The sequence below is a fragment of the Consotaella salsifontis genome, from assembly GCF_900167365.1.
In the GTDB taxonomy this organism is placed as follows: domain Bacteria; phylum Pseudomonadota; class Alphaproteobacteria; order Rhizobiales; family Rhizobiaceae; genus Consotaella; species Consotaella salsifontis.
Map to the genome: position 1 here is coordinate 209,749 of NZ_FUXL01000004.1, position 14,244 is coordinate 223,992.

The 14,244-nt window shown below is 64.8% G+C and carries 10 protein-coding genes; 3 read left to right on the forward strand and 7 right to left on the reverse strand.

What is annotated here, in order from left to right; translation table 11 throughout:
- Nucleotides 1-50: 50 nt before the first annotated feature.
- A complete protein-coding gene (locus tag B5D38_RS07265; protein ID WP_078707732.1) occupies nt 51-1,304 on the forward strand; it encodes an alpha/beta hydrolase in 1,254 nt (417 codons plus the stop codon).
- Nucleotides 1,305-1,325: 21 nt separating this feature from the next.
- On the opposite strand, the gene B5D38_RS07270 is transcribed toward B5D38_RS07265, so the two are convergent.
- A complete protein-coding gene (locus B5D38_RS07270; RefSeq protein ID WP_165690808.1) occupies nt 1,326-1,865 on the reverse strand; it encodes a methyltransferase family protein in 540 nt (179 codons plus the stop codon).
- 130 nt (nt 1,866-1,995) lie between these two features.
- Nucleotides 1,996-5,778, reverse strand: coding sequence for a methionine synthase (metH, locus tag B5D38_RS07275; RefSeq protein WP_078707911.1), 3,783 nt, complete (start codon nt 5,776-5,778; stop codon nt 1,996-1,998).
- A 257-nt stretch (nt 5,779-6,035) separates the two neighbouring features.
- Between metH and hmuQ the strand changes: the two genes are divergently transcribed.
- Nucleotides 6,036-6,356: a heme-degrading protein HmuQ gene (hmuQ, locus tag B5D38_RS07280; RefSeq protein WP_078707734.1), complete on the forward strand. Its 321-nt coding sequence runs from the start codon at nt 6,036-6,038 to the stop codon at nt 6,354-6,356.
- A 1-nt stretch (nt 6,357) separates the two neighbouring features.
- Nucleotides 6,358-7,578 carry a Gfo/Idh/MocA family protein gene (locus B5D38_RS07285; RefSeq protein WP_078707735.1) on the forward strand — a complete coding sequence of 407 codons (1,221 nt, stop codon included), beginning with the start codon at nt 6,358-6,360 and terminating at the stop codon, nt 7,576-7,578.
- Here B5D38_RS07285 and B5D38_RS07290 read toward each other — a convergent pair.
- From B5D38_RS07290 to chvE, 5 genes are all read right to left on the reverse strand, one after another.
- Nucleotides 7,570-8,724, reverse strand: coding sequence for a Gfo/Idh/MocA family protein (locus B5D38_RS07290; RefSeq protein WP_078707736.1), 1,155 nt, complete (start codon nt 8,722-8,724; stop codon nt 7,570-7,572). The genes B5D38_RS07285 and B5D38_RS07290 overlap by 9 nt on opposite strands.
- A gap of 102 nt (nt 8,725-8,826) precedes the next feature.
- Nucleotides 8,827-9,717, reverse strand: coding sequence for an SMP-30/gluconolactonase/LRE family protein (locus B5D38_RS07295; protein WP_078707737.1), 891 nt, complete (start codon nt 9,715-9,717; stop codon nt 8,827-8,829).
- 121 nt (nt 9,718-9,838) lie between these two features.
- Nucleotides 9,839-11,029: a multiple monosaccharide ABC transporter permease gene (mmsB, locus tag B5D38_RS07300; RefSeq protein ID WP_116002603.1), complete on the reverse strand. Its 1,191-nt coding sequence runs from the start codon at nt 11,027-11,029 to the stop codon at nt 9,839-9,841.
- A 16-nt stretch (nt 11,030-11,045) separates the two neighbouring features.
- Nucleotides 11,046-12,572, reverse strand: a complete 1,527-nt coding sequence (gene mmsA, locus B5D38_RS07305) for a multiple monosaccharide ABC transporter ATP-binding protein (RefSeq protein ID WP_078707739.1) — start codon at nt 12,570-12,572, stop codon at nt 11,046-11,048.
- Nucleotides 12,573-12,678: 106 nt separating this feature from the next.
- Entirely contained in the window at nt 12,679-13,749 is a 1,071-nt protein-coding gene (gene chvE / locus B5D38_RS07310) for a multiple monosaccharide ABC transporter substrate-binding protein (protein WP_078707740.1), read from the reverse strand.
- Nucleotides 13,750-14,244 lie beyond the last annotated feature (495 nt).

Below are 14,244 nucleotides of genomic sequence, written 5' to 3' on the forward strand. Positions count from 1 at the left end.
CTGGCTAGAAACGGCTCGACATCGGCGGCGAAGACGGGCTTAAAGGCGCCATGAGATCCTTTCTCGTCTTCTCCCTTTCGGCACGGGCCGCTCTTGCGGCCCTTTGCCTGTTCGCCGTCACGCTGGCGGGGTGTACGACGCACGAGGGGGTGCTCCTCCCGATGGGACAGACGGTGCCGGGGGCGAGCACCGTCAACATGCTCGTGGCGACGACACGGGCACCCTCGCCCAACCCCGGCGTTCTTTTTTCCGGCCAGCGCGGATCGGGCGTGTCGGTCGACAACATCGTCGTCTCCATCCCTCCCGACCAGAACAGAAAGATCGGCGAGGTCGCCTGGCCCGAGCACGTACCCGGCGATCCCGCCAAGGACTTCACCGTCGTCAGCGCTGAGCGGGTCGATGTCGAGGGCGCGCAGGCGTGGTATCGGTCGGTCGCCGGCCGCCATCGGCGCGTGCTGATCTTCGTCCACGGCTTCAACAACCGCTATGAGGAGTCGGTCTTTCGCTTTGCCCAGATCGTGCACGACTCCGGCACGGACGCGGCACCGATCCTCTTTACCTGGCCGTCGGGCGCCTCAGTCTTCGACTACAACTACGACCGGGAGAGCGCCAACTACTCGCGCGGCGCTCTGGAACAACTCCTGACCCTGGCGGCGGCCGATCCCAATGTCGACGACGTCACGGTGATGGCCCACTCCATGGGGAGCTGGCTGACCATGGAAGCATTGCGGCAGCTGGCGATCCGCCAAGGCAAGGTGCCGGCCAAGATCCAAAACGTGATCCTCGCCTCGCCGGATCTCGATGTCGACGTCTTCAAGAAGCAGCTCGAAGAGATTGACACGCACCACCTCAAGATCACCCTCTTCATCTCGCGGGACGACCGCGCCCTTGCCCTGTCCCGCCGCATCGCGGGCGGCGTCGACCGTCTGGGAGCCATCGATCCGACCCAGGAGCCCTATCGCACCGAGCTGGAGACGGCGGGCATCACCGTCCTCGATCTCTCCGCGCTTCGTGCCGGGGACCGCCTCAATCACGGGAAGTTCGCGGCGAGCCCCGCCGTGGTGCGCCTGATCGGGCAACGGCTGATTGCCGGGCAGAAGGTGACGGATGCCGACGTGGGGCTCGGCGAGCGCATCGGCGCGGCCACGCTCGGAACCGCACAGACCGTCGGCTCGGCCGCCGGCGCGGTCGCCACGCTGCCGATCGCTGTCTTCGTGCCGGGTGCACGAAAGGGCCTGCAAAATCAGGTGGAGAGCATCGGCCGCAACCTCGGCGGCACGCTCCAGACCGCGGTCGGCCAATAGCCAGAAACCGGGACCAGCGCTCTACTCCAAAGGAGACGAGGCAGGCTTGCGCAGGGCGATGGTGGGGCGCGGGAACCAGCGCGGCACCTGACCGCAATAGTCGTCGAAGGATGGGCCGAAGCGCCGGCGCAGCTGGCGTTCCTCCCAGATGACGACGACATGGGCGAGGCAGCACACGCAAAGCGCCAGCGCCAGGGCATCTGGCGCGCGGCGAAACAGCGTCCAGCCGACAAGAGCGAGACAGAAGCCGAGCATCGCCGGATTGCGGCTGTAGCGGTATAGGCCGCCCGCCTCGATGGCGCCCTGCGGGCCGGTCGGCGCGGGCATGCCATCGCGCTGCAGAAGAAAGAGCAGGAAGCAGGTTCCGAGCAGGCCGCCTCCGGCGGATACGGCGACGAGGCCGAGCAACCCACCCCAGCGGGGAATGGCGAGATCAAACGGCAGGCCGAGCGCGCGCAACATCACGGCCGTCACCGGCAGGGCCGCCACCAGGGCACCGACAATCAACGCGGAACGTGCTTCAGCCTTGGCGCGCGAGGCGCGCTTCCTCCTCCTCATCATCGCCTGTTCCGATCCTCCCATCGGTGCAGAACGGATGACGGTGCGAGGTCCGTCATCAAGCGATGAAGTTATTAGCCATTCCAAAGTTCGGCAATGGTAACAATGCCAAATCCATGGAGACGAATTGCCGCTATGCGGCGTCTTCTGCCGGGATTGCCTGAGGAGTGTAGTTGAGAATAGGCGCAAGCCAGCGTTCGACTTCCGTGACACTCATGTTCTTGCGTTTCGCATAGTCCTCCACCTGATCGCGCTCGACCTTGGCGACGCCAAAATAATGCGCCTCCGGGTGGGAGAAGTAGAGGCCGGACACGGACGCACCGGGCCACATGGCAAAGCTCTCCGTCAGTTTGACGCCGGTTTGCCTCTCGGCATCCAGGAGGCGGAACAGCGTTTCCTTCTCGGTGTGGTCCGGCTGCGCCGGGTAGCCGGGCGCCGGGCGAATGCCGCGATATTCCTCCGAGATCAGCGCGTCGTTGGGCACATCCTCATCCGGCGCATAACCCCAGAACTCCTTGCGCACCTTCTGGTGCATCCGCTCGGCGAAGGCCTCGGCGAAGCGGTCGGCGAGCGCCTTGACGAGGATGGAGGAATAGTCGTCGTTGGCGCGCTCGAAGCGCTCGGCGATCGCCTCCTCCTCGAAGCCCGCCGTGACGACGAAGCCGCCGACATAGTCGATCTTGCCGCTGCCCCTCGGCGCGACGAAATCGGCGAGCGCGAGATTCGGCCGGTCGCCGCGCCGGGAAAGCTGCTGGCGCAGGGTGTGGAGCGTCGCGAGCGGGCGGCTCATCGCCTCGTCCTCGAACAGCGCGATATCGTCGCCAACCCGCGCCGCCGGCCAGAAGCCGATCACGGCGCGCGGCCGGAACCACTTTTCCGCGATGATTTTGGCGAGCATCTCCTGGGCATCAGAATAGAGATGGCGCGCCACCTCACCCTGGGTCTCGTCCTCCAGGATCTTCGGAAAGCGGCCCTTCAGCTCCCAGGCCTGAAAGAAGGGCGTCCAGTCGATATAGCGCGACAGCTCCTCGAGGTCCCAATCGTCGAAGGCGCGGGTGCCGACGAAGCCGGGGCGCGGGGGATCATAGCTGGCCCAATCGATCTTCAGGGCGTTGTCGCGCGCGCCTTCAAGCGACAGGCGCTGCTTGTCGCGCTGGCCGCGCTCATGGGCCTCGGCGACCTTGCGGTATTCGTCGCGGATCGAGGCGACATAGGCGCCCTTCGCCTCCGCCGACAGGAGGTTGGAGACCACGCCGACGGCGCGGCTGGCGTCGTTGACGTGAACCGTCTGGCCGCGATCGTAGCGCGGATGGATTTTTACCGCCGTGTGGACGCGGCTAGTGGTCGCCCCGCCGATCAGGAGCGGAATGTCGAAGCCTTCCCGCTCCATCTCTGACGCGACATGGACCATCTCGTCCAACGACGGCGTAATCAGACCGGAAAGGCCGATGACGTCGACCTTCTGCTCCTTGGCGGTGGCGAGGATCTTCTCGGCCGGCACCATGACGCCGAGATCGATGATCTCGTAGTTGTTGCAGGACAGGACGACGCCGACGATGTTCTTGCCGATGTCGTGAACGTCGCCTTTCACCGTCGCCATCAGGATCTTGCCGGCCGACGAGCGGGCGCCGCCCTCTTCCTTCTCCGCCTCCATGTAGGGAAGAAGGATGGCGACGGCCTGCTTCATCACGCGGGCGGATTTTACCACTTGCGGCAGGAACATCTTGCCGGCGCCGAAGAGGTCACCGACGACGTTCATGCTCGCCATGAGCGGACCCTCGATGACGTGGAGCGGGCGATCGGCCTTCTGGCGCGCCTCCTCCACGTCCTGGTCGACAAATTCGGTGATGCCGTTGACGAGAGCGTGCTCCAGGCGCTTCTCGACCGGCCATTCGCGCCATGAGAGGTCGCGCGCCTTCGCTTCCCGGCCACCCTGCCCGCGGTAGCGCTCGGCAAGGGCCAGAAGCTTCTCGGTGGTGTCGCCGCCGTCCTTCGGCGTACGGTTGAGGATGACGTCCTCGCAGGCCTCGCGCAGCTCGGCATCGATCGATTCATAGACCGCGAGCTGGCCGGCATTGACGATGCCCATGTCCATGCCCGCCGAAATGGCGTGGTAGAGGAAAACCGCGTGCATCGCCTCGCGCACAGGCTCGTTGCCGCGGAAGGAGAAGGACAGGTTCGACACGCCGCCGGACACGTGGACGTGGGGCAGGCGCTGGCGGATGGCGCGGGTCGCCTCGATGAAGGCGACGCCATAGCCGGCGTGCTCCTCGATGCCGGTGGCCACGGCGAAGATGTTGGGGTCGAAGACAATGTCCTCGGGCGGGAAATCCGCCTTCTCCGTGAGCAGCTTGTAGGCGCGCGAGCAAATCTCGACCTTGCGCTCGAACGTATCCGCCTGACCCTTTTCGTCGAAGGCCATGACCACCACCGCCGCGCCATACGCCCGGCAAAGGCGCGCATGATCGAGGAAGGCTTCCTCGCCCTCCTTCATGGAGATGGAATTGACCAGCGGCTTGCCCTGAACGCATTTCAGGCCCGCCTCGATCACCTCCCACTTCGAGGAGTCGATCATCACCGGCACCTTGGCGATGTCGGGCTCGGAGGCGACGAGGTTCAGGAACTCCACCATCACGGCCTTGGAGTCGATGAGACCCTCGTCCATGTTGATGTCGATGACCTGCGCGCCATTCTCCACCTGATCACGCGCCACGTCGAGCGCAGCGGAGAAATCGCCGTTGGTGATCAGCTTGCGGAAGCGGGCCGAGCCGGTGACGTTGGTGCGCTCGCCGACATTGACGAAGGGAATGTCGGACGTCAGCGTGAAGGGCTCCAGCCCCGACAGGCGCAGGCGGCGGGACACCTCCGGCACCTGGCGCGGCTCATGACGCGACACGACCTCGGCGATGGCGCGGATATGGTCCGGCGTCGAGCCGCAGCACCCACCGACGATGTTGACGAGCTTGTCGCGGGCAAAGCCCTCGACCTGGGCGGCCATCATCTCCGGCGTCTCATCATACTGGCCGAACTCGTTGGGCAGGCCGGCATTGGGATAGGCGCAGATGAAGGTGTCCGCCACACCCGCGAGCTCCGCCAGATGGCCGCGCATGGCGGCCGCGCCAAGAGCACAGTTGAGACCGATGGTGAAGGGGCGCGCGTGGCGCAGGGAGTACCAGAAGGCGGTCGGGGTCTGGCCTGACAGCGTGCGGCCCGAAAGGTCGGTGATGGTGCCGGAGATCATCACCGGCAGGCGGATGGACTTCTCGCGGAAGACCTCCTCGGCCGCGAACACCGCCGCCTTGGCGTTGAGCGTGTCGAATATGGTCTCGATCAGGATGATGTCCGAGCCGCCATCGATCAGCCCGCCGATCTGCTCGGCATAGGCGGCCTTCAATTGATCGAAAGTGATGGCGCGAAAGCCTGGACGGTTGACGTCCGGTGAGATGGACGCGGTGCGGTTGGTGGGGCCCACCGCGCCCGCCACGAAACGGCGTCGGCCATCATCCTTCTCGGCGCGCAGAGCCGCCCGCCGCGCCAGCCGCGCGCCGTCGCGGTTCAGCTCGTAGACCGCCGCCTCCATGCCGTAGTCGGCCTGGGCGATCGAGGTGGAGGAGAAGGTGTTGGTCTCCAGGATATCCGCGCCCGCCATGGCGTAGCGATAGTGGATATCCTCGATCGCCGCCGGCTGCGTCAGCGTCAGGAGATCGTTGTTGCCCTGAAGATGGCATTCACAGCCGATGAAGCGATCTCCGCGAAAATGGTTCTCGTCGAAGCCAAGCTGCTGGATCTGCGTTCCCATAGCGCCATCCAGGATCAGAATGCGCTCGCGCGCCGCCTTGACGAGCGCGTCCGCCGCGTCCCGTTGGCGGTCGATAGGCTCGATAGAGCCGAAGAGAGAGTCGGTCCGGGCGCTCATCGCTATCGTCGAAATCCCGCGTTTGTCGGAAGACATAAACTCTTCCTTATATCAATTTCAAAACTAAGGCGAGCCCTGGCAATGGCTGCCAGCCGCGCCGGACGCCCAAGTCGGACAGCCAGCCGCACGGAACTGGGCGGTTCATCCGTTAACCCTTTCTTAAGGATCAACCAACTCGCCCTTGTCTGGCCAGTTAATGCGATCAATCTTGCAGACAAATGGAATGGACACGATACGTCCCGAAAGCAGGAGATCCCATGTTCATTGCCATGAACCGCTTCAAGGTTTTGCCCGGCTCCGAAGATGAATTCGAGGCCGTTTGGAAGAACAGGGATTCGCAGCTCACGAAAGTCCCTGGCTTCGTCGAGTTCCACATGCTCAAGGGACCACAGCGCGACGATCATACCCTCTATTCCTCGCACACCGTCTGGGCGAGCCGCGAGGATTTCGAGGCGTGGACCCGTTCCGAGGCGTTTCGCCACTCCCATCGCAGCGCCGGCGACCATAAGCCGAAATATCTCGGCGCTCCCGAGTTCGAGGGCTTCGAGGTCATCCAGACCATCACGAGCGGTGGCTAGGATGAGCACTTTCGAACGAGGCCCACCCGTATCCACGGCTCTGCTGCCCACTTGGGCCGGCGTCGCCCCTAAGCGTGTCACAGCGGAGCGGTCCCTTTCCAGCCCCGGCACGGCCTTTCCGTCGTCGGAAGAGGCAGACCGTTCCAGGACGGACTTCGGCGCCACGCGGCTGGTGCGGTGGGCAATCATCGGGCCGGGCGCCATCGCCCGGCGCTTTGCCGCCGACATGCGCTTCTCGGCAACGGGAACGGTGGCGGCGGTTGCCTCAAGAGCTCCCGAACGCGCGGGCGCCTTCGCGGTGACGCTTGGGCCGGACGTCGCCCATGGGTCGGTGGACGCCGTGCTCGCGCGGAATGACATCGACGCCGTCTACGTCGCGACGCCGAGCGCCAGTCACGCAAGCCTTGCCTGCGCCGCCCTCGCTGCCGGCAAGCCGGTTCTGGTGGAAAAGCCGGTGGCGACCAGCGTTGCCGACGCCGAGAGGATTGCCGGAGCCGCGGCGGACGCCAAGCTCCTCGTGATGGAGGCCATGTGGCTTCGCTTCACGCCCGGCATCGTCAAGGCCAAGGCGATGATCGACGCGGGAGCCATAGGCAAGCTTCACTCGATCAACGCCAGCCTCGGCTTTTCGCAGCTCTATCGACCTGAGCGCTCCATCTTCGACCCGCATCACGGCGGCGCCTTACTCGACCTCGGCGTCTACGGGCTGTCGCTGGCGCTCTTCCTCGCCGGTCCGCCGCTGGCGGCGAGCGGCCAGATGCGGCGCTTCGACAACGGGGCCGTGGCCAGCGCCAGCCTGTCGCTCCGCCACGGACGCGCCTTGTCCACGCTCTCCTGTAGCCTGGAAAGCGAGGGCTCCAACGAGGCGGTGATCGCGGGAAGCGGCGGCGTCATCCGCATCGGACGGCCGTTCTTCTGCCCGCCGCTGCTCTCGCTCCGCTGCACCGCGCCCATCGTGGCCGAGGCGAACGAGGATAAAGACCCGTCTCCCCTTGGCCGCCGGCCCGCGATAGCGCGTCTCGGCGCGATCCGGCAGATGCTGTCATCGGTGAAGCAACGCCGCATTCCCACGCTCTTTTCCGGCACCGGCCTGCATTATCAGGCCGACCATTTCGCCGAATGTCTGGCTTTGGGGCGGATCGACAGCCCGGTCATGCCGATGGCGGATTCGATCGATGTCCTGAAGATCATCGAGGAAGTAACGGCCAGCGCCTCAGACTGATCGGTGGGCGAAGGCCGATCGCGGCCGGTAGGGCATCGGAATGCGCGAGGCGTTCTGTGCGACCAGCGCGAGCTCCGTGACGTGGAGCGCGAAGTCGGCACCGTAGGTCGGCTCCTTCCCCGCAGCTGCCGCCTCGGCGAGGGCGGCCGGTCCTCGGGCGAAGTCCATGCGCGAGGAAGTCGCCGGCACCTTGCTCCGCACTTTCGGCGATTCCACCCGCTCGCCGAACCAGGAGCGCCAGGGGCGACCGCCCTCCAAGCGCCGCAGCACCTTGCCGAGGATCGGCGGTCGCGAGGCCCAGTGCCCCATGCGGTCGCGCAGATAGACCGGAGAGGCGTAATCCCAGGCATCGGTCAGCGACAGAATGCCGTGGGTGCCGACGACATGGATGGAGCGGTCCTTGGGCGCGCCGAGGCCGCAGGACAGTCGCGCAACGACGCCGGAGCGGAATGTGAGGCACGAGATCGAAAGATCGTTGGCCAGTTCCTCCGGGCGCTGGCCGGTGCCCTTGTCGTCGAAGCAGCGATGGGCGAAGGCCGTCATCTCGACGACCGGGCCGAAATAGGCGCAAAGCCAGGTCAGATAATAGCCGGCGTGCTCCAGCGTGGCGCCCACGGCAAATTCATCGCGCGCCGGCCAAGGCGCGCCAGATGGATTGGTCCAGCCGCGATGGTTCTCGGTGAAGACCATGCCGTCCTCCATCTCGGCATAGACGAGACGGACGTCGCCGACGCGGCCCTCGCGGATCGCCTTTCCGAGCGCCTGGGATGCCTCGCCAAGATGGGAACAGGGCGCCGAGGCAAGCAGCCGGCCGCGCTCCCTGGCGATGCGCACCAGTTCTTCCGCCTCCTCAATCGCCATGGCCAGCGGCTTTTCCGAATAGACGTGGAGACCGGCCTCGAGCGCGGCCTTCGACACAGCGAAATGGCTGCCGGGGTTGGTCAGGTTGAGAACAAGCTCCAGCCCCGGCTCGGCGAAGAGCGCCGCCAGGCTCTCGACCATCTTGACCTTGAAATAGGCGCCGAAGCGGCGTGAGGCCTCGGGATCGCGGTCGTAGGCGGCGACCAGCTCAAGCTCGGGATGGTTCGCGAGCGTCATCATGTAATAGTCGGCGACGAAGCCGCAGCCGACGATCGCGATCTTCATGGCTCTGCCTTTCCGGTCCCACTCAGGCGAACCTGCGCCGGAAGCGGTCAAGAAACCGTCAAGCCGCCTTGCCTTCGCCGCAGGACCGAAACTGCGGACGCATCAGCCCAGTGCCACCCTCGGCTCCAGGCGTCCGCGCACGCCGATATCGAGGAGGAAGGTCCGGCCCGCATCGGCCTCGCGCTCCCGCTCTTCCGGCGACAGCCCTTCCTTGGCCGTGGTCATGGCGATGCGATCGGCCTTTTCCCCCAGGAAGGCCGGGCACGTCACCCGGCTTACCGGCAGCGCGATAGACCGGACACGACGGCCGTCGGGGGCATAGACGTCGAGCCGTCCCATGCCGTTGCACGCGTTCCAGAGAAGCCCGTCGACGTCGCAGACGGTGCCGTCCTGCGCACCCTTCTTGCCGCGGTGATCGTTGAACATTTCAGGCTCGCCGGTGGGCAGGCCCGTGGCCGGGTCGATGGCGACCCTGTGGAGAACATGGGCACGGGAATCGGTGAAATAGGCTGTCGTGCCATCGGGCGAAAAGCAGATGCTGTTGGGTACGGTGAGGCCAGAGAACAGCCGTCTCACCTCACCCCGGCAGAACCAATAGATCGAGCCGGCGCCCGTCTCGAACTCCCGGCCCATGGTCGAGGTCCAGAACGCCCCGGACGCATGGGCGCGGCCGTCGTTGGACCGCGTCGCCGGATTGTCCGCCTCAACCGGCGCGACCAACGCCAGATTCCCGTCGCCGATCCGGCGCAGATAGAGGCCATCCTCGGCGGCGATGAGATGATGATCGGCGTCCACCAGCCCCATGGCGCTGGCCATGAAGGGAAGCTCGTGAACCTTGGTCTCGGAGGTTGCAAAGCGATGCTCGATCAAGGTCTTGCCGAGAATATCGAACCACCACAGCGTATCGTCGATGGGGTCATAAACCGGCCCCTCCCCCAACTCGCTCGCATGTGGTGAAAGAACGCGGGCGCCAACGGATTCGGGTTCGCTCATCTTCTCGCTCCTCGCTGCGCCATCACGCGTCCCGAAAATAGGGCAGCGAGGGAGAAGGTCGCCCCTCTCCCTCGCCGTCGAGTATAGCGGACCGATCCGGCCGGTCCGATGCGGAGCCGCCTCAGGCGCGGCTTCTGTTGTAGACGTCGAAGATCACGGCCGCGAGGAGAACGAGGCCCTTGATCATCTGCTGCATGTCGATGCCGATGCCGAGGATCGACATACCGTTGTTCATCACGCCCATGATGAAGGCGCCGACCACCGCGCCAATGATGGTGCCCGAGCCACCCGACATCGACGCGCCGCCGATGAACACCGCCGCGATGACGTCAAGCTCGAAGCCGAGGCCGGCCTTGGGCGTCGCCGTGTTGAGTCGAGCGGCGAAGACGAGGCCGGCCAGCGCCGACAGCATGCCCATGTTGGCGAAGGTGAGGAAGACGAGGCGCGGCGTGTTGATACCGGAGAGGCGGGCGGCCTTCTCGTTGCCGCCGACGGCATAGATGCGCCGCCCAATCGTCGTGCGCGCCGCCAGGAAGGAATAGATGCCGATCAAGAGCGCCATGATGAGGAGAACGTTCGGCAGCCCCCGGAACGTCGCCATGACATAGCCGAGATAGACCAGCGCGAAGGCGATGATCGCCGCGCGGCCGATGAAGAAGGCCATCGGCTCCTCGACATTGCCGCTCTCCTCGAGATGGCGCCGGCTGCGGATGTTGGCCCACAGGAAGGCGACGGCGGTGACGATGCCGAGCACGAGAGACAGCATGTTGAAGCGGCCGCCACCGAAGATGTCGGGAACGAAACCGGAGGAGAGCAGCTGGAAGGTTGGCGGGAACGGGCCGACCGACTGGCCTTCGAGAAGCCACAGCGCCAGACCACGGAACACCAGCATGCCGGCGAGCGTAACGATGAAGGCCGGGATCTTGAAATAGGCGATCCAGTAGCCCTGAGCCATGCCGATCAGGGCACCGACGAGGAGACAAGCGACCGCGGCCAGCAGGTAGGGCACGTGCCAGTGCACCATCATGACGGCAGCGAGGCCGCCGATGAAGCCCGCCACCGAGCCGACGGAGAGGTCGATGTGTCCGGCGACGATGACCAACAGCATGCCGAGCGCCATGATGACGACGTAGCTGTTCTGGAGCACCAGATTGGTCAGGTTGACCGGCCGCATCAGAATGCCGCCGGTGACGATCTGGAAGAAGACCATGATCGCGATGAGCGCGATCAGGATGCCGTATTCGCGCATGTTGTTGCGCACGAAGCTCCACGCGCTGGCGCGTTCCGGCCCCGCCGCGGAGACGTTAACCATTTGTTGCTCCATGGGACTAGCTCCCGCTTCTCAGGATCATGGCCATGATCTTCTCCTGCGAGGCGTCCGCCGCCGGCAGCTCTCCGACGAACCGCCCCTCGCTCATCACGTAGATGCGATCGCACATGCCGAGCAGTTCCGGCATCTCGGACGAGATCATGACGATGCCCTTGCCGGCATCGGCAAGGTCGTTGATGATGGAATAGATTTCGAATTTCGCCCCGACGTCGATGCCGCGGGTCGGCTCGTCGAGGATCAGCACCTCGGGGCCGGCGAACAGCCATTTGGCGAGCACGACCTTCTGCTGATTGCCGCCGGAAAGGTTGATCGCCTTCTGGCCGACGGACGGCGTCTTGATCCGCAGCTTGGCGCGGTAGTCCTGCGCCACCGCGAGTTCCCTGGGATTGTCGATGACGACGCCGTTGGCGATGCCGGGCAGATTGGCCAGTGGCACGTTGTGTCGGATGGTGTCGTCGAGGATCAGGCCGTACCCCTTGCGATCCTCCGTAACGTAGCAGATGCCCTGGGACAGCGTGCGGTGGACGGTGGAGTTGTCGATCTTCTTGCCGTGGAGCCAGATCTCTCCCGAGATGCTGTTGCCGTAGGCGCGCCCGAAGATGCTCATGGCGAGCTCGGTTCGCCCGGCGCCCATCAGCCCCGCGATGCCGACGATCTCGCCGGCGCGGACGTTGAAGTTGACGCCGTTCACCACCTTGCGATCGACATGGAGAGGATGAAAGACGGTCCAGTCCTTGACCTCCATCACGACGCCGTTGATCCTCGGCTCGCGCTTGGGATAGCGGTCGGACATGGAGCGGCCGACCATGTCGCGGATGATGCGGTCCTCGCTGATTTCTCCGCCGGCACAGTCGATCGTCGAAACCGTCGAGCCATCGCGCAGAACGGTGATGGTGTCGGCCACCTTCACCACCTCGTTGAGCTTGTGCGAGATCAGGATCGCCGACATGCCGCCACGCTTCAGCTCCAGAAGAAGCTGAAGCAGCGCCTCGCTATCGCGCTCGTTGAGGCTCGACGTCGGCTCGTCGAGAATAAGGAGCTTGACCTCCTTGGACAGCGCCTTGGCGATTTCCACCAGCTGCTGCTTGCCGAGGCCCAGATCGGTGACGAGGGTGCGCGGCGATTCCTTGAGGCCGACGCGGGCGAGCAGACCCTCGGTCCGCCGATAGGTCTCGCGCCAGTCAATGACCCCTCCCGAGGCGCGCTCGTTGCCGAGGAAGATGTTTTCGGCGATCGACATCAACGGCACCAGCGCAAGCTCCTGGTGGATGATGCTGATGCCCTTTTCCTCGCTGTCGGCGATGCCCGAGAAGCGGCATTCCTCGCCCTTGAAGCGGATGACCCCGTCATAGGAGCCGTGCGGATAGACGCCGGAAAGGACATTCATCAACGTCGATTTGCCGGCGCCATTCTCGCCGACGAGGGCGTGAATCTCCCCCTCCTCGACTTCAAGATTGACGTTGTCCAGAGCCTTCACACCAGGAAAGACCTTGGTGATGCCCTGCATTTCAAGAATTGCACTCATCCTATGACCTCGGCGCGGTTTGCGGCCGCGAGGCCGCGGCAAGCGGCTCGCAACGAGCCGCCGGGCCGGAAGGGGCGGATGGTGCGACCATCCGCCCCAGGGCGCACTACTTCAGCTGGTCGGCCTTGTAATAGCCGCTGTCGACCAGGACCTTCTTGTAGTTTTCCTTGGTCACCGGAACCGGCTTCAGCAGGTAGGACGGAACGACCTTGACGCCGTTGTCATAGGTCTTGGTGTCGTTGACCTCAGGCTTGTTGCCGTTGAGGACGGCATCGACCATCTTGACCGTCTGCTTGGCGAGCTCGCGCGTGTCCTTGAAGATCGTCGAGTACTGATCGCCGCGCTCGATCGCCTTGATGGAAGGAACCTCCGCGTCCTGGCCGGTGATGATCGGCATCTTGGTGTCGCCCGAGCCGTAGCCCACGCCCTTGACCGACGAGATGATGCCGATGGACAGGCCGTCATAGGGCGACAGCACGCCATGGAGCTGCTTGTCGGTGTAGTAGGCCGACAGAAGGTTGTCCATGCGGGCCTGGGCGACCGCACCGTCCCAGCGCAGCGTGCCGACCTTGTCCATGCCCTCCTGGCCGGAGACGATCTTCACCTGGCCGCTGTCGATCAGCGGCTGAAGAACGCTCATGCCGCCGTTGTAGAAGAAGTAGGCGTTGTTGTCGTCCGGCGAGCCGCCGAAGAGCTCGACATTCCACGGCTTGACGTCCGGGAAGCGTTCCTTGAGGCCGTCGACCAGCGAGGTCGCCTGCTGCACGCCCACCTGGAAGTTGTCGAAGGTGGCGTAGTAGTCGACATTCGGTGAATCGCGGATCAGGCGATCGTAGGCGATGACCGGAATGCCGGCGGCCGCGGCATTGGCCAGAACGTTGGACAGCGTCGTTCCGTCGATCGAGGCAATGACCAGCGCGGCGTCGCCCTTCGTCACCATGTTCTCGATCTGCGAGAGCTGGTTCGGAATGTCGTCCTCGGCGTATTGCAGATCGGCCTTGTAGCCGGCGGCCTCGAACTGCTTGACCATGTTGTTGCCGTCATCGATCCAGCGGGCCGAAGACTTGGTCGGCATGGCGATGCCGACCGTGCCCTTGTCCTGGGCCGCCGACGGACCCGCCGAAGCGACCAAGGCGGCCATGGCGAGACCCGCCATCAATGTCGTGACTAGACGCATGTGGTTCCTCCACTCCCAAATTTGGCGCCCGCGCACGCTCCTTGGCGGCGACGGCCCATGGACTTTCCGCCTGATAGGAAGATGGCAACGCCGGTGCCGAGACGGCGAAGATCCTCGCGCGCCTCTCTCCTCTGCCGTTTGGCGACGATGCACCGCCGGCTTATTCTCTCCCATCGGGCCGACAGAGCGGGATTTTTCCGCTCTATTCCCTTTCGGATAGGCTGAGACGATCCTGTCGCACCCTACCCGCCTCCATTACACTCTCCGGTTCAGGCTCGAACCGTACCGAAGGACTATAGCAGGGCTTCGAAAGTTTGCGAAGGTTTTCAACAGCCCGTCGATCCATCATTTTCGCCGTGCCAACAGGGCCTCGCCAATCAAGGCATCCGCCGGCTCCGCGATTCCGCCGCCGTGCGCCAAAGCATTGAAGCTTCGAACCGGCGGGATGCCGTAGGCGGAAGCCGCTATGAGCGGATTTTCCTGCGCGGCGTCGCA